Consider the following 24,677-nt stretch of genomic DNA (forward strand, 5'->3'; position numbering starts at 1 on the left):
TTCCTTCCTTTTAGCTAATCATCTTCCTAGCAAGTTAGCTGTCTTGTTCAAATAAGCTGGTACTATGCATAGGTTGAATTCTTTCTTTTGGATTAATATAGTTCATCGCATGGTTAACAGCAATCGGTGCCTCCCCAAATCCTGTAGCGATTAAGTGCACCTTACCTTCATAACTAGAAATATCTCCAATGGCATACACACCACTATTAGAGGTTTCTGTTGAGGAATTGGTTAAAATTGTTTGTCTCTTTTTTTCAATCGGCCACTCTTTTATGGGCCCAAGAGATGAAGAGAAGCCGTAGTTTACAAGCAAATCATCAATATGAATGGTTTCTCTAATATCTTCCCTAGGGTTATTTATCTCTACACTGTCCAATATACCATTGTTTTCAAGTAAACTTTCAACAATAAAGGGTGTTTTGACGGAAATTTTTGATTGTTTTAATGAATTGATACTATGTTCATGAGCACGGAATTCATGGCGTCTATGCACGAGATATACTTGTCTGGCGATGTCTTCTAACATTAGTGCCCAATCAACTGCCGAATCACCACCACCACAAATCATAATATCTTTATCTCTAAATTGATTCATATCTTGAATAAAATAATGTAGTTGCTTACCTTCATGATGATCAATATGAGGTAAGGTCAATCTTTTAGGTTGAAAAGAACCTTTACCACAAGCAATAATCAACGTTTTAGTTAAATGAGTTCCTTTGCTTGTTTTAATATGGATCAGATCACTTTTTTTATCAAACATCAACACTTCTTCGCCTAAACAAATGGTGTGATGAAATGGCTTAATTTGTTCTTCGAGTTGATCAATTAATTCTTGAGCTTTTATTTTTGGGAAGCCAGCTACGTCGTAAATATATTTTTCTGGATAAAGTAAGCTTAGTTGTCCGCCAATATGGGGAAGGGATTCAATTATTTTCGTTTTAGCTTGCCTCATACCTGCATAAAACCCAGCAAATAAACCAGTTGGACCCCCGCCAATAATGGTAATATCGTATATGTCTGTTGTCATGATGTTACTCCTTCACTTAGTCATTCAAGAGTAGTATAAATCAAAAAAAAAAATATTGATATCTTTTTGATTATAAGCTTTTAGTTGAAAAATGACAAGGTGTCATATATAATGACATCGTGTCATAAAATGAAGAAAGTGAGGGGAAAAAGGATGCCCAAGGCGACATTTTTTAGACTTGAAGAAGAAAAACAACAAAAAATAATTGATGCAGCTATTACAGAGTTTTCCTCGGTGCCAATAGATCAATCATCTATTGCTAATATTGTCAAATTAGCTGGGATTCCACGTGGTAGTTTCTATCAGTATTTTGAAGATAAAGACGACGTGTTTTATTATATTTGTGATAATTTAAGGAAAGAACCTGAGGAGTTATTTATGTCATTGTTTCATGATAATCAAGGAGATATTTTTAAAACGTTCCGTGAATTTTTCGATTATTTCATTCATCTTACCTTATCTGGCAAGTATGCTAAATTAATGAAAAATATTTTTATTCATATGGATTATAAACGAAGGAATGAGTTATTTAATGACAATGAAGAAACAAAATCACTTAAACAACACAAAGATTCTCATCAAAGAGCAAGAAGAAGACAACAGGCGTACATAATTGAACATCTAGATTATTCAAAGTTAAAAATGATAAATAAAAGTGAGTCATTAGTGTTGATTCGTTTGTTATTTTTAACGCTGTTTGCCTCAGTTAATGATGTTTATCGTTCTGAGAAAAAAGGAATTAAAATAGATGTGGATGTTATAAAGTCTGAGTTTAATTTGAAATTAGATTGGCTCTTATACGGAGTAGCCAAATAAAGGAGGAAGATGTGTCTTATGATACGAATGATTAAAAAGATGTCAATGCCAGCAGTGCTTTTGGCTATATTTTTCATGATAATACAAATTATCAGTGATTTATTTTTACCAACCTTAACTTCAAATATTATTGATAAAGGGGTTACCCAAGGAGATATTCAGTATATTTGGAAAATTGGATTTATCATGATTGGAGTGTCTTTAATAGGGATTGTTGCATCTGTTTTTAATACCCTTATTGCAACAAGACAATCACAAAAATTAGGAAAAAAATTGCGTTCTGAAATCTATAAAAAAGTTGAATACGCCTCACAAAATGAGTTTGATAAAATAGGGACAGCTTCATTGATTACTAGAACAACAAATGATGTGAATCAAATTCAAATGGTCAGTCAAATGTTTTTAAGAATTATGATTAATGCCCCTTTGACTTTAGTTGGTGCTAGTGTTTTAGCTTATTATAGAGACGGCCAATTAACGAAAATATTTTTATTTATTGTACCACTAATTATTATTGCAGTAGGAAGTATTATGTATTTTGCTACACCTTTATTTAAGAGTTTACAAGAAAAAACAGATAGATTAAATTTAGTTTTTCGTGAAGGCCTAACAGGAGTTAGAGTGATTAGAGCCTTTAATAAAACAACTTTTGAAGAGAAACGTTTTGATGTGGCAAATAAGGATTATGCACAAACAAGTATTAAAGTAAATACAATTATGTCTTTCCTATTACCTACTATTACGCTAATTATCAGTATTACCAATGTGTTAATCATTTGGTTTGGTGGACATAACGTAGCAAATGGAACACTTGAAGTTGGTAACATGATGGCATTTATGACTTATGCTATGCAAATTTTAATGAGCTTTGTCATGATGGCTATGATTTTTATTTTTGTTCCAAGAGCTCAAGCATCAGCTGTGAGGATAAATGAAGTATTAGACATGACAGATGCTATTGAAGATCCAGAAAAATCAAAACCATTTTCAGATAATAGTCATTTACGTTTTGATAATGTAACTTATCAATATGTAGGTGCTGAAAACCCTGCCTTGTGTGATGTGACTTTTAATAGTGAAAAAGGAGAGACAGTAGCTATTATTGGAGGAACTGGTTCTGGAAAATCAACCTTAGTTAGTATGATTCCCAGATTTTTTGATGTGAGTGGGGGAGCTGTTGAGGTTGATGAGGTTAATGTGAAAGATGTTAGACAATATGATTTGAGGGAGAAAGTTAGTTTTGTTCCTCAAAAGGCTGTCTTATTTACAGGGGACATTCGTAGTAATATGAAGTATGGATATAAAGATGCAACAGATGAAGATATTTGGCGTGCTTTAGAAATTGCCCAAGCTAAGGATTTTGTTAGTGAATTATCAGATGGTTTAGAAAGTAAAGTAGAACAAGGTGGTTCTAATTTTTCTGGTGGGCAACGACAACGCTTGTGTATTGCTCGTGCTCTAGTTAAGCCTGCTTCTATTTATGTTTTTGATGACTCTTTTTCAGCACTTGATTTTAAAACAGATGCTGCCCTTAGAAAAGCTTTGAAAGAGGCGATTACAGATGCAGTGGTGGTGATTGTAGCACAACGTATTAGTACAGTAGTTGATGCTGATACCATTTTAGTTTTAGATGATGGAAAAATGGTAGGACGAGGTACTCACCAAACATTAAAAGATAGTAATAAGACATACCGAGAAATCATTGAATCTCAGTTAAGTCAGGAGGAGATTGCATGAGACCAGGACCAGGTAAATTAAGAGGTAAAACAGCTAAGCCAAAGAATTTTTGGAAAACGCTAAAACGTTTAGCAAGTTATATGATGAACCGGTGGTATTTAATTTTATTAGTATTTATTTTAGCAACGGCTTCAACTATTTTTCAAATTCAAACACCGAAGATTTTAGGGCAAGCAACAACTGAGATATTTAATGGTTTAATGAAAGCAAAACAAAGTGCAGTTGAAGGAACACCACTTGCTAAGATGCCTATTAATTTTGATAAAATTGCTCAAATTTTAATCTTAGTATTGATTTTATATGTGGCATCAGCTGTGTTTAGTTTCTTCCAACAGTTTATTATGACTCGTATTTCACAGCGTACTGTGTATCAATTAAGAAAAGAATTTAAAGAGAAAATGGGTAAAGTTCCAATTTCTTATTATGATACACATAGTAACGGAGATATTATGTCTCGTGCAATTAATGATATGGATAATATTGCAACAACACTTCAGCAAACCTTGACTCAATTTGTGACAAGTATTTTAATGTTCTTTGGTGTTTTGTGGATGATGTTAACTATTAGTTGGCAATTAACATTAGTAGCCGCAGTAACAATTCCACTAAGTTTAGTTGTTACCATGATTATTGCACCAAAATCACAACGATTCTTTGGGAAACAACAAGCCACTTTAGGCAGACTAAATGATCAAATTGAAGAGACATACGGAGCCCATCTTGTCGTAAAAAGTTTTAATCATGAAGAAGAAGACATTAAAGTCTTTGAAGAGCAAAATGAAAAACTATATGAATCTGGTTGGAAAGCTCAGTTTATTTCAGCGATTATTATGCCAATGATGAATTTTATTAAAAATATTAGTTACGTTTTCGTAGCCATTATTGGTGGTATTCAAGTTGCTAATGGTCAGATTCCTTTAGGGGATATTCAAGCGTTTATGCAGTACACCAATCAATTTTCTCAGCCCTTAAGTCAAATGGCTAATTTACTTAATACGATTCAGTCAACAATCGCTTCAGCAGAGCGAATCTTTGCTGTGTTAGATGAGGCTGAGATGATAAATACTAAGGTAAGTGATGCTGATTTAAGACAGACAGATGCCTTAGTTTCTTTTCAAAATATGGCATTTGGGTATGAAGAGGATCATTTGCTGATGACAAACTTCAATCTAGACGTTTTTAAAGGTCAAAAAGTAGCTATTGTAGGACCAACAGGAGCTGGTAAGACGACGATTATTAATTTATTAGAACGTTTTTATGATGTATCTGGTGGACGAATTGTTTATAAAAATGAAGATATTCGAAACATCAGTCGCTATGATTTACGTTCTAAGTTTTCTATGGTATTGCAAGAAACTTGGTTATTTACAGGTAGTATTTATGATAATATTCGTTATGGTAATGAAAATGCCACGAAAGAAGACATTTATCGTGCAGCAAAAGCAGCTCATGTTGATGAATTTGCTAAACGTTTACCAGATGGATATGATACTGTCTTAAATGAAGAGGCAACAAATATCTCTCAAGGACAAAGGCAATTAGTAACGATAGCTAGAGCTTTCTTAGCTAATCCAGAAGTATTGATTTTAGATGAAGCAACTTCAAGTGTGGATACACGTACTGAAATACTCATTCAAAAAGCTATGGACCAATTACTAGAAGGTCGTACAAGCTTCGTAGTTGCTCATAGACTATCAACCATTCGTGATGCTGATAATATTATTGTTATGGATCAAGGTAATATTATCGAAACAGGAGATCATGAAATCTTGCTAGAACAAGCTGGATTCTATGCTGATTTATATAACAGTCAATTTTCTACTGGTTTAAGTATTTAATTTAATTATTAAAAAAGATTAACTTCCATACTATTTATTAGATTAATATTGGTATTTTACTATTAAATGATGTTACAATGTATAGTGATATTTAATGGGTAGTATTATGATTTTTATATACATAGGGGGAAATTAATATTATGGCTAGCTTTTCGTTAAGCTCAGAAACAACACTGTCTTCTGTTGCAATCAAAGTGAAAGACTTTGATAGAATGTTAAGTTTTTATGAACAAGTCGTTGGATTTGATATTCTTAGAGAAGAAAATGATATGGCAATTTTAGGCAATAAGGAAGATAAACAAAAATTACTTGGAATTATTTCAACACCAGATGGTAAAGGAGAAGCTAACAACCATTCCGGTTTAAATCATACATCTTTTGTTTTTCCAACACGTAATGATTTAGCGCGTTTTATGAAGCACTTAATTACGTTAAATTATCCTATAGAAGGTGAGAGTGATCATGGATATTGTGAATCAATTTATATTAATGATCCAGAGAGTAATCGCCTAGAGTTTAGCTGGGATAGACCACGATCAGAGTGGCCATTAACAAATGGTTTTGTAAAAGGTGTGACAAAAGAATTAAATATTCAATCATTTTTAAGTCAAGTTACTGGTGATTACACTGGTATTCCAAAAGGGACAAAATTAGGCCATGTACATCTTTCTGTATCAGACCGTGAAGATAGTCATGATTTTTATAGGAATCATTTAGGCTTTATGGTTAGAGATCATGATTTTAGTTCTGTTGAATTTTTATCCGTTAGTGATTACCATCATCAAATTGCTTTTAATGAATGGATACCATCTACAGATCATTGTATGCTAAAAGAAGATGAGTTAGGTGTAGACCATATCACTTTTACATTACCAAGTATGGATGATTTAATGGCATTAAAAGAAAATTTAGACGAATTAGAGTATGAATTCTACTTTAATAAAGGTAAGCAAATCATAGGTGTTAATGACCCAAGCGGCATTGAACTTTGGTTTTTAGTTGCAAAATAAATAAAAAATAAAAGTTAGTCTGATATGAATAAATCTCATATTAAGACTAGCTTTTTGTGTAACTGGGGGAATAGATATGTACCATGAAACAATTCATTTTATGAAGCAAATGGTTGATCAACAAGTCACACCTGGCATTAGTTATCTTTTATTTAAGAATAAGACGATTCTTAAGGGACAAATTGGTGTTAGAGAGCTAACACCAGTAGTGATCCCTCTAACAGATAAAACAGTGTATGATGTGGCCTCATTAACAAAAGTGATACTAACAAACTCAGTTATTTTAAAATTAATGGAGGAAAATATTCTTGATGTCGACAGCAAGTTAGCAACGTATCTACCAAGCTGGCATGAGACAAGTGTAACTATTCGGCAATTATTAACTCATACATCAGGAATTAATCCGTTTATTAAAAATAGGCAAGAGTTGAATCAAGAAGCTCTAATACAAGAAATACTTCAATTGCCAGTTGAAGAAGATAAACAAGGCAGGTCAAAGTCCTATACCGATACTGGCACGATTCTTTTAGGCTTATTGTTAGAAGAGTATTATCAACAAGATGTTCAAACTATTTTCAAACAACAAGTGCTACAGCCTTTAAGCATGAGCTGTAGTGGTTTTGATTTAACTGAAATAATAGATGTAGCACCGACAGAGTATACAAAGGAAAGAGGAATTATTAAAGGTATAGTCCATGACCCTAAAGCTTTTGTCTTAAAAGAACATTGTGGAAGTGCTGGTTTGTTTACTAATATAGATGATACTTGGCTATTTGCTCAGATGATGTTAAATAAAGGAGTGACAGTTCAAGGTAAGGAGTTTCTAAAAGCTACGACCATTAACTCCTTATTAAAGGATTGGACACAAGAAGCTAAGTTATCTAGATCTCTAGGGTGGGATTTGTTATATCATTTAGATGATGGTCATCCACTTTTATATCATACAGGATACACAGGGACTTTTATGATACTAGATATTATCAATCAAGAAGTATTTATCTTCTTATCTAATCGTGTTCATCCTTATGATGACAATATTCAGTACTTAAAAGAAAGAGATGAGTTAGTAAAAATTTATTTAAAAGAACAGACGAAGGACTAAAGAAATGATATACTAAATTTATAAAATTCATAAGGTGGTATAACAATGACAGAACCATTATTTTTAAAACCAGTTTTTCAAGAAAAAATTTGGGGAGGTAAAAAATTAGCTACAGAATTTGATTATGAATTAACAAGTGATCATGTTGGAGAGTGTTGGGCAATTAGTGCGCATCCTCACGGAGTATGTACTATTGAAAACGGTCCTTTTAAAGGAGAAAAGCTTGATACACTATGGAAAGAGCATCCTGAGTTATTTGGAAACCCAAAAGAAGTTGTATTTCCTCTACTAACTAAAATTTTAGATGCAAGTGATGATTTATCTGTTCAGGTTCATCCAGATGATGAGTACGGTCTAAAACATGAAAGTGAGTTAGGTAAGACAGAATGTTGGTATATTATTGATGCTGAGCCGGGAGCTGAAATTATTTATGGTCATCATGCTAAATCAAAACAAGAATTAGAAGAGATGATCAACTCAGGCCAGTGGGATGATCTATTGCGTAGGGTAAAAGTTAAAAGAGGTGACTTTTTCTTTGTACCAAGTGGAACGATTCATGCAATTGGTAAAGGCATCATGATTTTAGAAACCCAGCAAAGTAGTGATACAACATATCGTGTTTATGATTATGATAGACTAGATGATGAAGGAAATCCAAGAGATTTACACATTTGTGAATCTCTTGATGTGACAACTATTCCTCATATTGATCCAGTATTAAGTATTGAAGAAACACAAAATAAGCAAAGTAAATCAAGTACAACGACATATATTAAATCAGATTACTTTAATGTTTATGAATGGGATGTTGATGGAGAACTAAGCTTAGTGAAAGAAGCACCATACACGTTAATTAGTGTTCTAGATGGCTTTGGCTATGTGTCTTGGAATAATGGTCATCAAAAAGTTGACATTAAAAAAGGCCAACACTTTATTATGCCAACAGGTATTGATACATGGACATTTGAAGGTGATTTAAGAATAATTGCATCAGAACCTGGAACGAAAAATAGATAAATAAAAAATGACCTAAAATTAGGTCATTTTTTATCATTTATTATTACAAGCTATCTAGTATTGGTACATATTCTTTATGTTGATCTTCTGCAATATCTTTTGAAGTCAACTGCCCATTAAAGGTATTAACTGCTTTTTGAATACTAATATTTTTAGTAATGACTTCTTTAATAGGATTATTTGCCAAAGTCATGATATAAGGAAGAGTATTATTTGTTAAGGCAAGGGTAGCTGTTCTTGGTACAGCACCTGGCATATTTGGTACTGCGTAATGAACCACACCATGCTTAATATAAACCGGCTCATCATGAGTAGTCGTTTTGTCTGTTGTTTCAAAGATACCCCCTTGATCAATTGCGATATCAATAATCACTGATCTAGGTTTCATTTGTTTGATCATCTCCTCAGTTACTAAAGTTGGTGCTTTTCTACCAGGAATGAGTACAGCACCAATGACAAGGTCTGCCATTTTAACAGATTGTTCAATATTATAAGGATTAGACATAATCGTTTCAATAGAGTTACCAAAGATATCTTCTAGTTGAGCTAGTCTTGCAGGATTGACATCTAAAACACGAACTTTTGCTCCAAGACCTACTGCTACTTTAGCAGCATTTGCTCCCGCATTACCTCCTCCAATAATGACAACCTGACCTTTAGCAACACCTGGGACAGATGATAATAAGACCCCAGAGCCTCCGTTAGTCGATTGTAAGAAGAAAGCACCAGTTTGAGGTGCCATACGTCCAGCGATTTCTGACATTGGTGTTAATAGTGGTAGTGAGCCATTTGGTAGTTGAACACTTTCATAAGCGATGGCAGTAACTTGATGTTTAAGAAGAGCATCAGTTAATTGAGTATTTGGTGCTAAATGTAAGTAAGTAAACAAAATTAAACCTGGTTTGAAAAAGTTAAATTCTGACTCCAGTGGTTCTTTTACTTTTAGTACCATGTCTACATCCCAAACATCTTTAGTATTATCAGTTACGAGAGCACCCATGTTTTTATAGTCTCTATCTATGAACCCTGAACCTTCTCCAGCATGGCTTTCAACAATTAATTCATGTCCTTGTTCAACTAATGTTTTTACAAAAGGTGGTGTTAAGGCGACTCTTTTCTCATTGTTTTTTATTTCTTTTGGTATTCCGATTTTCAATATAATCACTCCGTTAGATTGACTTAAGTTTTATTTCACAAGTTCAGTATATACCTTTTTTCTCATTAAATTCAAATAATAAGGACTTTAAAATAAAAAAAACATGTAAATATTCATTTACACGTTTTTTAAATCACTCATAGTGAAGGTTTTATTGTATTTTTTATTCATAATGATATTAATAATTCGCAGAGCTAGTTGTTTATTCTTGGCAAGTAATGGTCCATGGAAATATGAGCCGATGACATTTTTAAAGATAACACCTTCTGTCTTATCTTTACCATTATTACCAAACCCTTTGACTACTATACCTAAAGGTTTTTCACCTTCGCCAAGGAATGTCATCCCATTGTGATTTTCAAACCCGTAATATGTTTCATCAAATTCTTCATTATAAATTTCAGTATCCCCAATAAAACGGTTATTATCTTGACTCAGAGTGTAATGAGGTAATGCTTTGATACCTTCAATTTTTTCACCATTTGCACCAATATAATACTCACCAAGTAACTGGAAACCGCCACAAATAGCTAACATAGGTCCGTCTTGATTAATATAGGTTATAAGGTCTTCCTTTTTATGCTGAATATCTTTAGAACAGATTGTTTGTTCATAGTCTTGACCACCACCAAAGAAAACAAAGTCAAACTTATCAGAAGCAAAAGGCTCAAATACACTAACAATTTCAGTCTGAACATTAATACCTAATTGTTTGGCATAATATTCGATTAGTAATAGGTTACCATTGTCTCCGTAAGTATTTAACAAGTTACCATACAGATGGCAGATAGTGATATTATATTGTTCCATACTACATACCCTCCTTAATAAATCCTTGTTGAATTAATTCTTTTCTAAGTCCCAAAACAGCAGTATAAGTAGCCAAAATATAAATATGTTCAGTAGGAACTTGTTTAATCTCTTCAATGACGTGTTGTAGTGAAGTTGTCTCAGAAAGAGTTTCTGGTTTAATACCTGCTACCTTTAATCTTAAAGACATATCAGCATGTCTTTCGCCACCAGAAATTGTTGTTGGAATATCAAGAGAAGCTAATTCTTCCAATTGACTATCCCAAATCCAACTCACATCAATGCCATCTGCATAGTTTGCATTTAGTAGAGCAACTAGAGAAAAAGGGTCAGTGGATAATTTCATAGTCTCAATCACTTGGTTTAAACCAACTGGATTTTTAACTAATACAAGAGTACATTTTTTACCATCTATATTAATCACTTCTTGCCTACCGAAAACTTTTTCATCATACGCTAATCCACGTCTAATTTTATCTGAAGAAATATTGTAATGTTTGGCAACAGCTGTTGCAGCTAAGGCATTATAAATGTTATACATTCCGCCAACTTCAATTTTATAATCTTCTTGATCAATTGTAAAAGCAGACGAGATATTGGTCATTGCCTTAATATTAGTTAAGCTCACATCTAGTTTAGGACGTTTAAACTCACAATTTGGACAATAATAATCACCTAAATTACTGTAAGTAATCATATTGTATCGTAAAATATGATGGCAATGAGGACATAGAACGCCATCTGTGTTGTAATGTGCTGTGAGGTTGTGTCCTTGTTCGTAGTCAAAGCCGTAGTATTCACGTTTATTAATTGTATTAACAGAATTAAAGATTGGTAAATCTCCATTCATTAAAATAGTTGCCTTAGGAGCCTTACTAGCTCCATCAACAATTAGTTTATAAGTCGTATATATTTCTCCGTAACGATCCATTTGATCTCTGAAGATATTAGTAAATAAAAATAGTTCAGGTGTTAAAAAGGTAGTTACTTTACTTAAACTTGCCTCATCTATCTCTAAAACAGCCACATTTTTCCCATTTTTCTTTTTTTTATCTTGTAAGAAAGTTGAGACAATCCCTTGAACCATATTAGCACCAGTAGTATTAGTTAAAACATGGTCAAATTCTTCTTTTAATATATTTACTGTTAAAGCTGTAGTTAAGGTTTTCCCATTTGTTCCTGTCACTACAACAATTTCATAATCTTTTGCTAAACTATCTAAAACATTAGGATCAATTTTTAAAGCAATCTTACCAGGTAAGCTACTGCCACCTTTTGTAAAAGTTTTTAAAAACCATTGGGAAAATTTTCCCGCTGTAGTAGCAACTCCACTACGTAAACCCATGTACATTCCTCCTTGTATCCATTAACTTATTCATAATACCACAAAAACAATCAGGAAAACTTAAAAAAGGGATAAAATTGATCAGTCAGAAGTCTCATTCTCGTATTCTGACAAAAAGAAAATCCTAAAGTTAAACTAGGTGAGTTAACTTTAGGAATTTTTTTATAAGTAGATTATCCAATAATAATCTTTTCAGTTGGATAAACGTAACCTCTATCATGTTTTTCTTTTGGAATGAAAATCATTAAGGTATAAAGCATACCAATACGACCAATAAACATGAGAGCTGCAATCACAATTTTTCCAATTGGTGATAAGCTAGAAGTAATACCTAAAGAAAGGCCTGTTGTCCCAAAGGCTGATGCAACTTCAACGATGAGTGAAATCATAGAATGATCTTCAGTAATGGTTAAAATTAACACTGAGAAGAAGCACATTAGTAGTGACAGATTAAAGACGACAATAGCTTTTTTTATATCTTCTTGGGCAATACGTCGGTTAAAGACTGTAATGTTTTCTTGTCCCTTAATAAACGAGAGCATATATAAACCCAGAATAGCTACAGTTGTTGTCCTGACACCACCACCTACTGAGCTTGGACTACAGCCAATAAACATAAGCAAAGAAAACAACAAAAGCGTAGGCGTTTGGAAAAAAGCCAGATTGTCTAACTGTAATCCAGCATTTCTAGTAGTTGTTGAGTAGAACATAGCATTTAGCCACCGTTCAGGCTCACTCATATCCATAAATAAATGATGTCTTTCCAGTAAGTAAATTAAAATAGCGCCACCTACAAATAAAAATAAATAAATACTAATGGCTAACTTACTAAATAAAGAAAATCTAAAGGGTAAATCATGGTCTTTTCTTCTATAAGAGAGACGTTCTCTAATTTCCATTAAAACTGGAAATCCGATACCACCAACCATAATTAAAAGCATTAGAAGAGGTAAAAAGAAGAAATCATCGCGGTATGGTGTTGCTGATTCACCCGTGACATCAAAGCCTGAATTAGTTACAGCTGAGATAGACTGGTAAAAACCATGAAACAAAGAACTAGGTAGATCTAAATGTCTTCCAGAAAAATAAAAATGGGCCGAAAAGACAAAACCGAAAATAATTTGAATAATAAATAAGGTAAAAACTGTATTTTTTATTAGTCGAATACTACCACTTAGTTTTGGAGAGTTCATATCGGTCATGATAAGTTGTCGTCTTTTTAGTGAAATACGTCGTTTAGATATAATAAAGAAAAAAGTTGAAATCATCATAATTCCAAAACTTCCAACTTGAAATAGAACCTCTAGTAAGATGATACCTCGTTCATTAAAAACCTCATTAATATTAAAAGTGGATAAACCAGTAACACTAATTGTACTGATTGCCATAAAGATCATATCAAAAGTTGAATAGGAAACATCTTGTTTATGAAAAAAAGGCAAATTTAGTAGGAAAAAAGCGACAATAGTCATTAACACATAATAAATAAAGATGATTTGAACACTGGAAAAATGCCTATTAATATATCTGTTACTAAATCTTTTGAATTTTTGGTAGGAAAAATCAAAGTTAATCACAATCTCACTCCTTCCATAGAATTATAACACTAGAATAAATACTAATAAATAAGCCCCCTAACGTCAAGTTAAGGAGCCAAACATTACATAATAGGTGAGAATAAACGAGCTGTTTTTTGTTTAAATTTAACCCATATAGACATCTCTTTAATCATTTCATGAGTCATTTTTTTAGAAACAGCCAAATCATTTTCATACGCTTTAGTTAACTCTTTATTAATCTCATGACTATATAAAACAGCACTAGCTTCAAAGTTTAGTTTATAACTTCTAATATCTTGATTAGCAGAACCAACAATACTAATATCATCATCCATAATAAGGACTTTAGAATGAAGGAAACCAGCATCATAAATATAAATATCGACATCTTCCTTCATAACTACTTGAGCAAAATACTCAGTAGCACGGTAAATGAAAGGATGATCTGGTTTATTTGGAATCATAATTTTAACTTCTACACCAGATTTTTTAGCAATCTTTAGAGCATCTAAGATGGTGTCATCTGGGATAAAGTAAGGGGTTTGTATCCAAATACGTTTTTTAGCACTTGTAATTAGTTTTGCAAAAGCAAGCTTTATTTGTTGTTTTTCATTATGAGGACCACTAGCAATAATTTGGATATCGGTTTTAGCTTCTAAATTAGGAGCATCGCGGTAAAAGTAATCAATATTACCAGCTAACTTACTAGATTGAGGTGAGGAGACATTCCAGTCAGTTAATAAACGTAATTCAAGTAGAGAAGTAGCCGGTCCTACTATGCGAATATGAGTATCACGCCAGTAACCAAATTTTTCAGTTGTCTCTACATATTGATCAGCGATATTAAAACCTCCAACATAACCAATTTTACCATCAATAACGACGATTTTCCTATGGTCATGATAGTTTGCTCTAAATTTTAAGATAGCTTTTTGTGACGTGATAAACGTTTGTGTTTTTCCACCAGCATTAAGTAGAGCTTGTAATTTCTCTTTTTTAATTCCTTTAGAACCTAATTCATCATATAGTAAACAAATCTCGACACCTTCATTAGCTTTTTCAGTGAGTAAATCAACAAGTTCCATCCCAGTATCATCTGTTACAAAGGCGTAATATTCAATATGAATATTACGTTTTGCATTTTTTATGTCTTTTTTTAAAGCCTCAAATTTAGCTTTACCATCAGTAAAAATAGTAACATCATTGTGATGAGTTAGTGGTGCTTGGTTTAAATTAGACATAAAGTGAGCTATTTGATCATATTTTTTATCAATTGGGTCATTAGCATAAAGTTGATGAGTTGGGTCATACATATCTTTTAAAGAACTTAACTCAGTGATTGTTTGCTTTTCAATAGAGAATTTTTCTTTTTCGCTTAACCCCATACCAAAGAATAGGCAAAGTAAAAATCCTAAAAATGGAATAAAAATAAAGACCAGTAACCAGGCCCAAGTAACACCAGTATCTCTTTCTTTATAAAAAACTAGAAATAAAGCGAAGAGTAAGTTGATAAAATAAAGTACTGCAATAAGTACACTCAAATAAAACAATCCTTTCTGTGATGAAATACATTTAGATTTTCATCGTTTTTAAATAGTGATGTAGTGCTTGTTTTGCATGATGATCAGCCATTTTATTTTCTGATTCAGGAATCCATTCCAAATAAAGATGAGGCATATCTTCACTAAGAGATAATATTTTTTCCAAGTAAGGTTTAAATTCATTTTTTTTAACATATTTCTTATGAAAAGTATCAACCACAATACGACTATCAGAGTAGATAAAAATTGTATCATTTTCCTCATTTGTTTCTCTTAGCAAAGTTAAGGCATGAATTAACATTTCAAATTCGGCTTCATGATTATTTGTGCCACGGAGTCTATAGGTTTTAGATATCTTCTCACCGTTAGAGTGTAATATAAGAGCACCTACACTAATTTGTTTTTTAGGATGGGTAGAAGCATCGATATAAATTTTTTTCATTAAATCACCAGTTGTTGTTTTATTCCTGAGTAATATGTTAGAATGAACCGTGAATAGTAGCATATTACGGAGGTTATTGATGGATACACATAGAATTTATGAATTTAGATATCAACCAGAGCTAGCTGAGACAGTTATTTACTGGTCACTGACCTTTGTCTTATTCTTTCTTAGTATGATTGGGTTGATGGAAGAGCAAGGTTTTATCAATATGTTCAGCTTGACTACTTTCCTATTATTTCTATTCTTTACTATATTAGGAACACGCCGAAAAATAATTTTAACAAGAGATCAAATCAAAGTGAATGCTATTTTGAAACGAAATCGTTATACGATTAACTTAAGTGATATAAAAAACATCTTAGTCGGTAAATTTGGGTTAACGTTAATTACACCAAATGGAAAGTATTCATATTTGATGTTAAAAAAATCAAAAAATAAATTAAAAAGTTGTTTAGAATTAGAGCATCAATTCACAGGGAAAATAAACGAAGAAAAAAAAGGTGTTGATAATTAATCAACATCTTTTTCTTCTATTACGATAACATTTGAGGCTTGTAAACCTCTGGTGCTTTCTTTTATATCAAATTGAACTTTTTGGTTTTCAAACAAGGTTTTAAAACCATCGTGTATAATTGCAGTAAAATGAACGAAAATCTCTTCATCACCGTCATAGATAATAAAGCCGTAACCTTTTTTGGTATCAAACCATTTAACAAGTCCTTCTTTCATTTTACATTCCTCCAATGGGTTATCCTATTATGCTTAACACACCCTTCATTATACGTTTATAAGTATTTTTCGTCAAATTTGACAGGCTATTTATACTTATTTATCAATAGTTTAAAATAAGAGGAGAAGACTAGCTTTTTAAAACAAAATGTAGGATAATGAAAAAATTAAAGTATCTTACTTGAAAAAGTAGATTAATTCAAAGAAAGAATAGGTTTTAAATTGAAAGGAAAGATAGAATGCTACTATACATAGCTATAATTTTAGGGTGTGTCGTTATTGATCAGTTAGTAAAGTTTATCGTAGTCCAGCAAGTGGGATTACATGAAACAGTGTTTGCTAATCCAGTTTTATCCATTACTCACATTCATAATGAGGGCGGAGCATGGAGTATATTTGAAGGGGAAATGTGGTTCTTTATTTTAATAAGCATCATAGCCTTGGTTGCTTTTTCATATGTCTTATATAAAAATCGATTTAAAAATAAATGGTTGACAGTTGGATTAAGTCTAATCATTGGAGGAACAATAGGTAATTTTATTGACAGGTTCATACAAGGCTATGTTGTTGATATGTTCCAAACTGAGTTTGTTAATTTTCCGATTTTTAATATGGCAGATATCTTTCTGTTTTCAGGTGTTGTTTGTGTCTTTATCTATATATTGTTTTTTGATGATACAGAGAAAAATGATTTAGTTTAATTTGAATAATTGATTGAAATATAATGGTATATTATAGTAGAATAAAGAATAGAACAAATAGATGAGGAAGATGTCATATGGCCGAAAATCAGATAGTAGAAGATGCTATTAGAAAATTAAAAGATGCCAATGTTAGAATCACGCCACAACGTTACGCTATTTTAGAATACTTGATAGAAAGTAAAAATCATCCAACAGCAGATGATATTTATCAAGATTTGGAAGCGACATTTCCTAATATGAGTGTCGCAACAGTGTATAATAATTTGAGATTGTTCACAGAGATTGGATTTGTTGTTGAAATGTCTTACGGGGATGCTTCAAGTCGCTTTGATTTTACAACCCATAAACATTATCACGCCATATGTGATAATTGCGGGGACATTGTTGATATTTATTATCCTGGATTAGATGATGTAGAATCTGCAACAGAAAAATTAACTGGTTTTCAGATACGAAATCATCGCTTGGAAATGTATGGTATTTGTCCAACTTGTTTAAAAAAAAAATGATGGTGGTACATTGTAAAAAATGTATTCCCATCATTTTTTTATTTTTTTTACAGAAATACTGTCAATCGAACATAAAAATGTCCCAAAATGAGGGCTCACATTAGCGCAATCTTTACTGCGTAAAACTTGCACTAATGTGACCATTATTGGTAAAATAAGGTACTTTTTGTTTCAGGCTGTTTTTTCAGCCTCATATTCTTCGATAGTACGGTCAATACTTTGAAGATACCTTTTGAAAGACTCAAGTTTCCACGGATGTGACTGTGGTGGAATGTACTTGCGTCTTTCTTTTTTTATATCTGAAGAAACCCCATCAAACTCTTTTGAATAGGTCTCGTGGGTTTTTAATCGTCTAGTAGGATAAATTTTTTCTGCTATATTAACATAAATCTCCCCGTTAAAAGCTTTTATAATTAATGCTTTTGTTTTTCTTGTAAAATATTTGTCGCTACTACCTTCCATTGGAAGATAAAATTTATTTTGATACTTAATATGATGGCCATTATCGACTATACGATGAGAGACAGTAGCTAGTAATAAATTAATTTCAGCTGTTGTAGGAGAAGTTTCATAAACACTTTCTGCAGTTTTGTGACCAAATTGTCGATTAAACTTTCGAATCCATACAGATAGAAATTGATTAGCCTCCTCTATAGAATGTATATTTGCTATCTCAAGATCAACAGGCAATCTTGATTGCACTGTCCCATTTAAACGTTCTACACGACCTTTCGCTTGAGGAATAGAGGATGTTTTTATGTCAATACCTAATTGATGACAAGCAAACCCAAACTGCGTGAACGTATCTTCTTCTACAGCTTTTGTTGATTTTCTGTTGTACTCAAAGACGGTTCGTTTATCTGTTAGAAAAGTGGCAGGAATCCCTTGTTTTGTCAGAATTTGATGAAGAACATGGTAATAACCATTGAGCGTTTCCTGTTGGTCAAAATAAGCGCCAACAATATTACCTGATGCGTCGTCAATAGCTAAATGAAGATGAGTTATTTGATTTCCAAACCAATTATATGAACTAGCATCTAATTGAATTAATTCTCCTTTGTATTTTTTTCTAGGTCGACTAGGATGGGTCTTTTCAGGGAGTTCTAGGTAGTCTTCAGCTCTTGGAACCAATAGGTTCTCTGATTGTTTGGTTTGTTGACCTTCTTGCTTTATTAATTGTTTGAGTCTTCTTTTTGTCTTTTTTTGAGCCTTTGGTGAAAGTATTTTTGCTTTGTACAGGATGCTTCTAATTGTAGTATCTGTATAACAGATATGATGGTCGTTTTTCAGTATTTCAGTAAAATGCCTAATATTTGGTTTAATACTAAACGATTGATAACTAGTGATTATTTGTTGTTTTACTTTTTCAGGCACAGAGTGCTTATTTTTTCTCCCTCGATTTTTATGGACAAATTATGAACTAGCATCTAATTGAATTAATTCTCCTTTGTATTTTTTTCTAGGTCGACTAGGATGGGTCTTTTCAGGGAGTTCTAGGTAGTCTTCAGCTCTTGGAACCAATAGGTTCTCTGATTGTTTGGTTTGTTGACCTTCTTGCTTTATTAATTGTTTGAGTCTTCTTTTTGTCTTTTTTTGAGCCTTTGGTGAAAGTATTTTTGCTTTGTACAGGATGCTTCTAATTGTAGTATCTGTATAACAGATATGATGGTCGTTTTTCAGTATTTCAGTAAAATGCCTAATATTTGGTTTAATACTAAACGATTGATAACTAGTGATTATTTGTTGTTTTACTTTTTCAGGCACAGAGTGCTTATTTTTTCTCCCTCGATTTTTATGGACAAATGCTGATTTACCATTTTCCCTGTATGATTTCACTAAACGGTTAATTTGTCGTATAGATAAATTAAGTTCAACACTAGCTCTCTTTTTTTGTTTTTTATTTTCAGCGACAGCTTTAATAACTTGATACTTTTTGGTTTCATTCATTGTTAGATTTATCCTTTTCATAAAGTTATTTTATCATTTTGGGACATTTTGTCTTTCGACCTACTTAGGACATTATCACTTTCGAATGATATTTTTTTATTTTTTTTACAGAAATACTTGTCTTTTTTCTTTTTACATGATAATATAACAAAGTTGTTTCATCAACGAAGCAAAAAAACATGTTAAAAATAACATGAAAAAAATACTTGTTTTTTTATTTTAAACATGTTATTATTTCTAAGTCGCTTCCTTCAGTGGGAAAGACGAGATGAAAAAACGCTTGATTCTGAGAAACAAACATGTTATTATAATCAAGTCGTTCGATTGAGGAATCAAGAACGAAAAAACTTTTTCAAAAAAACGTTGACAAACAACTTTTGATTTGATATAATGTAAAAATTGTTACGGAAACAAACAAGATTAGATCTTTGAAAACTGAACAAAGTAAGACGAACCAAATGTGTAGGGTGTTTTTATTAGTAAAAACAAACCATATTTAGTGAATAAATTCGCTAGCAATTTTTAAAACAAATGAGCTAAACATCTTAGGATGTTAATCAACTTTTATTGAGAGTTTGATCCTGGCTCAGGACGAACGCTGGCGGCGTGCCTAATACATGCAAGTCGAACGAACTTCTCTTCCCACCGGAGCTTGCTCCACCGGGAAGAGAAGTGAGTGGCGGACGGGTGAGTAACACGTGGGCAACCTGCCCATCAGAGGGGGATAACACTTGGAAACAGGTGCTAATACCGCATAATTCTTTTCTTCACATGGAGAGAAGATGAAAGACGCTTTTAAGTGTCACTGATGGATGGGCCCGCGGTGCATTAGTTAGTTGGTGGGGTAATGGCCCACCAAGACCATGATGCATAGCCGACCTGAGAGGGTGATCGGCCACACTGGGACTGAGACACGGCCCAGACTCCTACGGGAGGCAGCAGTAGGGAATCTTCGGCAATGGACGAAAGTCTGACCGAGCAACGCCGCGTGAGTGAAGAAGGTTTTCGGATCGTAAAACTCTGTTGTTAGAGAAGAACAAGTGATAGAGTAACTGCTATCACCTTGACGGTATCTAACCAGAAAGCCACGGCTAACTACGTGCCAGCAGCCGCGGTAATACGTAGGTGGCAAGCGTTGTCCGGATTTATTGGGCGTAAAGCGAGCGCAGGCGGTCTTTTAAGTCTGATGTGAAAGCCCTCGGCTCAACCGAGGAAGGTCATTGGAAACTGGAAGACTTGAGTGCAGAAGAGGAGAGTGGAATTCCATGTGTAGCGGTGAAATGCGTAGATATATGGAGGAACACCAGTGGCGAAGGCGACTCTCTGGTCTGTAACTGACGCTGAGGCTCGAAAGCGTGGGGAGCAAACAGGATTAGATACCCTGGTAGTCCACGCCGTAAACGATGAGTGCTAAGTGTTGGAGGGTTTCCGCCCTTCAGTGCTGTAGTTAACGCATTAAGCACTCCGCCTGGGGAGTACGGCCGCAAGGCTGAAACTCAAAGGAATTGACGGGGGCCCGCACAAGCGGTGGAGCATGTGGTTTAATTCGAAGCAACGCGAAGAACCTTACCAGGTCTTGACATCCTTTGACCACTCTAGAGATAGAGCTTTCCCTTCGGGGACAAAGTGACAGGTGGTGCATGGTTGTCGTCAGCTCGTGTCGTGAGATGTTGGGTTAAGTCCCGCAACGAGCGCAACCCTTATTGTTAGTTGCCATCATTAAGTTGGGCACTCTAGCAAGACTGCCGGTGACAAACCGGAGGAAGGTGGGGATGACGTCAAATCATCATGCCCCTTATGACCTGGGCTACACACGTGCTACAATGGACAGTACAATGAGTCGCAAGACCGCGAGGTTTAGCTAATCTCTTAAAGCTGTTCTCAGTTCGGATTGTAGGCTGCAACTCGCCTACATGAAGCCGGAATCGCTAGTAATCGTGGATCAGCATGCCACGGTGAATACGTTCCCGGGCCTTGTACACACCGCCCGTCACACCACGAGAGTTTGTAACACCCAAAGTCGGTGAGGTAACCTTTATGGAGCCAGCCGCCTAAGGTGGGACAGATGATTGGGGTGAAGTCGTAACAAGGTAGCCGTATCGGAAGGTGCGGCTGGATCACCTCCTTTCTAAGGAATATTACGGAAAACACATTACGTCTTATCTTTGTTCAGTTTTGAGAGATTTATTCTCAAAATTAGGGGCCTTAGCTCAGCTGGGAGAGCGCCTGCCTTGCACGCAGGAGGTCAGCGGTTCGATCCCGCTAGGCTCCATTTGATGAAATAATTCATCAATATTTGTTCATTGAAAACTGGATAGTTGAAGTTAGATATCAATATAAACCGAGAACACCGCGTTGATCAGTTTCTTAATAAAGAACTGTGAAATGTGTTAGTCAATAATTATCGCTAATTATTGGTTAACGAAAAATTAGTAGCTAACCGTAAGGTTAGAAAAGGTTAAGTGAATAAGGGCGCACGGTGGATGCCTTGGCACTAGAAGCCGATGAAGGACGGGACTAACGCCGATACGCTTCGGGGAGCTGTAAGTAAGCTATGATCCGGAGATTTCCGAATGGGGGAACCCAGCATCTTTTGTAGGATGTTATCCAGTGGTGAATACATAGCCGCTGGAAGGTAGACGCAGAGAACTGAAACATCTAAGTACCTGCAGGAAGAGAAAGAAAAATCGATTTCCTTAGTAGCGGCGAGCGAAACGGAAGAAGCCCAAACCAACAAGCTTGCTTGTTGGGGTTGTAGGACTCAAACATGGTAGTTGTTGAAAGTAGTCGAAGTGACCTGGAAAGGTCAGCCGAAGAGGGTAAAAGCCCCGTAGGCGAAACTTTCAATGCACCTATGAGTATCCTGAGTACGGCGGAACACGAGAAATTCCGTCGGAATCCGGGAGGACCATCTCCCAAGGCTAAATACTCTCTAGTGACCGATAGTGAACCAGTACCGTGAGGGAAAGGTGAAAAGCACCCCGGAAGGGGAGTGAAATAGAACCTGAAACCGTGTGCCTACAAGAAGTCAAAGCCCGTTAATGGGTGATGGCGTGCCTTTTGCAGAATGAACCGGCGAGTTACGATAGCATGCGAGGTTAAACTGAAGAAGTGGAGCCGTAGCGAAAGCGAGTCTGAATAGGGCGAATGAGTATGTTGTCGTAGACCCGAAACCATGTGACCTACCCATGTCCAGGTTGAAGGTGTGGTAAAACGCACTGGAGGACCGAACCCACGTACGTTGAAAAGTGCGGGGATGAGGTGTGGGTAGCGGAGAAATTCCAATCGAACTTGGAGATAGCTGGTTCTCTCCGAAATAGCTTTAGGGCTAGCCTCGGAATTAAGAATGATGGAGGTAGAGCACTGTTTGGACTAGGGGCCCGTCTTGGGTTACCGAATTCAGATAAACTCCGAATGCCATTCATTTATGTCCGGGAGTCAGACAGTGAGTGATAAGATCCATTGTCGAAAGGGAAACAGCCCAGACCACCAGCTAAGGTCCCCAAATATATGTTAAGTGGAAAAGGATGTGAGGGTGCACAAACAACTAGGATGTTGGCTTAGAAGCAGCCACCATTTAAAGAGTGCGTAATAGCTCACTAGTCGAGTGCCCTTGCGCCGAAAATGTACCGGGGCTAAACATATTACCGAAGCTGTGGATAGAACCTTTTGGTTCTATGGTAGGAGAGCGTTCTAAGTGCGCAGAAGTCAGATCGTGAGGACTGGTGGAGCGCTTAGAAGTGAGAATGCCGGTATGAGTAGCGAAAGACAGGTGAGAATCCTGTCCACCGAATGACTAAGGTTTCCTGGGGAAGGCTCGTCCTCCCAGGGTTAGTCGGGACCTAAGCCGAGGCCGAAAGGCGTAGGCGATGGACAACAGGTTGAGATTCCTGTACTCGTTTGTTTTGTTTGAACAATGGAGGGACGCAGGAGGTTACAGAAGCGCACTGTTGGATATGTGCGTACAAGTAACAAGTCTTGGAGTGAGTCAAATGCTTACTCCTTTAAGGATGAGTTGTGATGTGTAGGGAAATAAAGTACCGAAGTTCTAATATCACACTGCCAAGAAAATCTTCTAGTTAGAAGCAAACGACCCGTACCGCAAACCGACACAGGTAGTCGAGGAGAGAATCCTAAGGTGAGCGAGAGAACTCTCGTTAAGGAACTCGGCAAAATGACCCCGTAACTTCGGGAGAAGGGGTGCTGAACGCAAGTTCAGCCGCAGTGAATAGGCCCAAGCGACTGTTTATCAAAAACACAGGTCTCTGCAAAATCGAAAGATGACGTATAGGGGCTGACGCCTGCCCGGTGCTGGAAGGTTAAGAGGATTGGTTAGCATTTATTTGCGAAGCTAAGAATTGAAGCCCCAGTAAACGGCGGCCGTAACTATAACGGTCCTAAGGTAGCGAAATTCCTTGTCGGGTAAGTTCCGACCCGCACGAAAGGCGTAACGATTTGGGCACTGTCTCAACGAGAGACTCGGTGAAATTTTAGTACCTGTGAAGATGCAGGTTACCCGCGACAGGACGGAAAGACCCCATGGAGCTTTACTGTAGTTTGATATTGAATGTTTGTGACACATGTACAGGATAGGTAGGAGCCGTAGAACTCGGGACGCTAGTTTCGAGAGAGGCGCTGGTGGGATACTACCCTTGTGTTATGACCATTCTAACCCGCATCACTAATCGTGATGGGAGACAGTGTCAGATGGACAGTTTGACTGGGGCGGTCGCCTCCTAAAAAGTAACGGAGGCGCCCAAAGGTTCCCTCAGAATGGTTGGAAATCATTCGTAGAGTGTAAAGGCAAAAGGGAGCTTGACTGCGAGAGTTACAACTCGAGCAGGGACGAAAGTCGGGCTTAGTGATCCGGTGGTTCCGCATGGAAGGGCCATCGCTCAACGGATAAAAGCTACCCTGGGGATAACAGGCTTATCTCCCCCAAGAGTTCACATCGACGGGGAGGTTTGGCACCTCGATGTCGGCTCGTCGCATCCTGGGGCTGTAGTCGGTCCCAAGGGTTGGGCTGTTCGCCCATTAAAGCGGCACGCGAGCTGGGTTCAGAACGTCGTGAGACAGTTCGGTCCCTATCCGTCGCGGGCGTTGGAAATTTGAGAGGAGCTGTCCTTAGTACGAGAGGACCGGGATGGACATACCTCTGGTGTACCAGTTGTTCTGCCAAGGGCATTGCTGGGTAGCTATGTATGGACGGGATAAACGCTGAAAGCATCTAAGCGTGAAGCCCCCCTCAAGATTAGATTTCCCATTTCTTTAAGAAAGTAAGACCCCTGAAAGATTATCAGGTAGATAGGCTAGAAGTGGAAGTGCAGTGATGCATGGAGCGGACTAGTACTAATCGGTCGAGGACTTAACCACATAAGCGGT

Annotated in this window: 17 protein-coding genes, 1 tRNA gene, 2 rRNA genes and 2 pseudogenes; 12 read left to right on the forward strand and 10 right to left on the reverse strand. The window is 35.7% G+C overall.

All coding sequences use genetic code 11. The features are described from left to right. Nucleotides 1–34: 34 nt before the first annotated feature. Nucleotides 35–1,030 carry an NAD(P)/FAD-dependent oxidoreductase gene (locus VSF34_RS03170; RefSeq protein ID WP_326717640.1) on the reverse strand — a complete coding sequence of 332 codons (996 nt, stop codon included), beginning with the start codon at nt 1,028–1,030 and terminating at the stop codon, nt 35–37. A gap of 153 nt (nt 1,031–1,183) precedes the next feature. Here VSF34_RS03170 and VSF34_RS03175 point away from each other — a divergent pair, with 153 nt between their 5' ends. The 6 genes from VSF34_RS03175 (at nt 1,184) to manA (ending at nt 8,550) form a co-directional block, all read left to right on the forward strand. Further along, the gene (locus VSF34_RS03175) at nt 1,184–1,846 is read left to right on the forward strand and encodes a TetR/AcrR family transcriptional regulator (protein ID WP_326717641.1); all 663 of its coding nucleotides are present in this window, start codon (nt 1,184–1,186) and stop codon (nt 1,844–1,846) included. An 18-nt stretch (nt 1,847–1,864) separates the two neighbouring features. After that, nucleotides 1,865–3,583, forward strand: a complete 1,719-nt coding sequence (locus VSF34_RS03180; protein ID WP_326717642.1) for an ABC transporter ATP-binding protein — start codon at nt 1,865–1,867, stop codon at nt 3,581–3,583. Then, nucleotides 3,580–5,421 (forward strand): ABC transporter ATP-binding protein, encoded by a 1,842-nt coding sequence (locus tag VSF34_RS03185; protein ID WP_326717643.1) that lies wholly within the window; start codon nt 3,580–3,582, stop codon nt 5,419–5,421. The genes VSF34_RS03180 and VSF34_RS03185 overlap by 4 nt, the downstream gene beginning before the upstream one ends. A gap of 140 nt (nt 5,422–5,561) precedes the next feature. Continuing rightward, nucleotides 5,562–6,431 carry a VOC family protein gene (locus tag VSF34_RS03190; protein WP_326717644.1) on the forward strand — a complete coding sequence of 290 codons (870 nt, stop codon included), beginning with the start codon at nt 5,562–5,564 and terminating at the stop codon, nt 6,429–6,431. A 76-nt stretch (nt 6,432–6,507) separates the two neighbouring features. Beyond that, complete coding sequence (locus tag VSF34_RS03195) at nt 6,508–7,533, forward strand: serine hydrolase domain-containing protein (protein ID WP_326717645.1); 1,026 nt, start codon at nt 6,508–6,510, stop codon at nt 7,531–7,533. A 45-nt stretch (nt 7,534–7,578) separates the two neighbouring features. Next, nucleotides 7,579–8,550, forward strand: coding sequence for a mannose-6-phosphate isomerase, class I (gene manA, locus VSF34_RS03200; RefSeq protein WP_326717646.1), 972 nt, complete (start codon nt 7,579–7,581; stop codon nt 8,548–8,550). 43 nt (nt 8,551–8,593) lie between these two features. On the opposite strand, the gene ald is transcribed toward manA, so the two are convergent. The 6 genes from ald to VSF34_RS03230 all read right to left on the reverse strand — a co-directional run bounded on the left by ald (nt 8,594) and on the right by VSF34_RS03230 (nt 15,403). Further along, the gene (gene ald / locus VSF34_RS03205; RefSeq protein WP_326717647.1) at nt 8,594–9,706 is read right to left on the reverse strand and encodes an alanine dehydrogenase; all 1,113 of its coding nucleotides are present in this window, start codon (nt 9,704–9,706) and stop codon (nt 8,594–8,596) included. A 117-nt stretch (nt 9,707–9,823) separates the two neighbouring features. Continuing rightward, nucleotides 9,824–10,516 (reverse strand): type 1 glutamine amidotransferase, encoded by a 693-nt coding sequence (locus tag VSF34_RS03210; protein WP_326717648.1) that lies wholly within the window; start codon nt 10,514–10,516, stop codon nt 9,824–9,826. Nucleotide 10,517: 1 nt separating this feature from the next. Then, nucleotides 10,518–11,861: a MurT ligase domain-containing protein gene (locus VSF34_RS03215; protein WP_326717649.1), complete on the reverse strand. Its 1,344-nt coding sequence runs from the start codon at nt 11,859–11,861 to the stop codon at nt 10,518–10,520. Nucleotides 11,862–12,034: 173 nt separating this feature from the next. After that, on the reverse strand, nt 12,035–13,435 hold the full coding sequence (locus VSF34_RS03220) for a TrkH family potassium uptake protein (protein ID WP_326718011.1): 1,401 nt from the start codon (nt 13,433–13,435) through the stop codon (nt 12,035–12,037). 86 nt (nt 13,436–13,521) lie between these two features. Next, on the reverse strand, nt 13,522–14,970 hold the full coding sequence (cls, locus tag VSF34_RS03225; protein ID WP_441351074.1) for a cardiolipin synthase: 1,449 nt from the start codon (nt 14,968–14,970) through the stop codon (nt 13,522–13,524). Between the two features lie 22 nt (nt 14,971–14,992). Next, nucleotides 14,993–15,403 (reverse strand): ribonuclease HI family protein, encoded by a 411-nt coding sequence (locus tag VSF34_RS03230; protein WP_326717651.1) that lies wholly within the window; start codon nt 15,401–15,403, stop codon nt 14,993–14,995. A 79-nt stretch (nt 15,404–15,482) separates the two neighbouring features. Between VSF34_RS03230 and VSF34_RS03235 the strand changes: the two genes are divergently transcribed. Further along, nucleotides 15,483–15,920 (forward strand): EbsA family protein, encoded by a 438-nt coding sequence (locus VSF34_RS03235; RefSeq protein WP_326717652.1) that lies wholly within the window; start codon nt 15,483–15,485, stop codon nt 15,918–15,920. On the opposite strand, the gene VSF34_RS03240 is transcribed toward VSF34_RS03235, so the two are convergent. Continuing rightward, the gene (locus VSF34_RS03240; protein WP_326717653.1) at nt 15,917–16,135 is read right to left on the reverse strand and encodes a cold shock domain-containing protein; all 219 of its coding nucleotides are present in this window, start codon (nt 16,133–16,135) and stop codon (nt 15,917–15,919) included. The genes VSF34_RS03235 and VSF34_RS03240 overlap by 4 nt on opposite strands. Before the next feature lie 239 nt (nt 16,136–16,374). Here VSF34_RS03240 and lspA point away from each other — a divergent pair, with 239 nt between their 5' ends. Continuing rightward, nucleotides 16,375–16,836, forward strand: a complete 462-nt coding sequence (lspA, locus tag VSF34_RS03245) for a signal peptidase II (RefSeq protein WP_326717654.1) — start codon at nt 16,375–16,377, stop codon at nt 16,834–16,836. A gap of 77 nt (nt 16,837–16,913) precedes the next feature. After that, nucleotides 16,914–17,348 carry a Fur family transcriptional regulator gene (locus VSF34_RS03250; protein WP_326717655.1) on the forward strand — a complete coding sequence of 145 codons (435 nt, stop codon included), beginning with the start codon at nt 16,914–16,916 and terminating at the stop codon, nt 17,346–17,348. Nucleotides 17,349–17,519: 171 nt separating this feature from the next. On the opposite strand, the pseudogene VSF34_RS03255 reads toward VSF34_RS03250, so the two are convergent. Together VSF34_RS03255 and VSF34_RS03260 are read right to left on the reverse strand one after the other, a co-directional pair. Beyond that, nucleotides 17,520–18,761 (reverse strand): annotated as a pseudogene (locus tag VSF34_RS03255) (ISNCY family transposase); the annotation flags it as partial. Nucleotides 18,762–18,764: 3 nt separating this feature from the next. Continuing rightward, a pseudogene (locus VSF34_RS03260) lies at nt 18,765–19,295 on the reverse strand (helix-turn-helix domain-containing protein); the annotation flags it as partial. Nucleotides 19,296–19,858: 563 nt separating this feature from the next. Between VSF34_RS03260 and VSF34_RS03265 the strand changes: the two are divergent. From VSF34_RS03265 to VSF34_RS03275, 3 genes are all read left to right on the forward strand, one after another. Continuing rightward, a 16S ribosomal RNA gene (locus tag VSF34_RS03265) occupies nt 19,859–21,423 on the forward strand. A gap of 71 nt (nt 21,424–21,494) precedes the next feature. Continuing rightward, nucleotides 21,495–21,567 (forward strand) — tRNA-Ala (locus tag VSF34_RS03270). Between the two features lie 184 nt (nt 21,568–21,751). Continuing rightward, nucleotides 21,752–24,668 (forward strand): 23S ribosomal RNA (locus tag VSF34_RS03275). The 16S and 23S rRNA genes sit together here with 1 tRNA gene alongside, the layout of an rRNA operon. The last annotated feature ends 9 nt before the right edge of the window (nt 24,669–24,677 follow it).

The sequence above is a fragment of the Vagococcus jeotgali genome (assembly GCF_035918315.1).
In the GTDB taxonomy this organism is placed as follows: domain Bacteria; phylum Bacillota; class Bacilli; order Lactobacillales; family Vagococcaceae; genus Vagococcus; species Vagococcus jeotgali.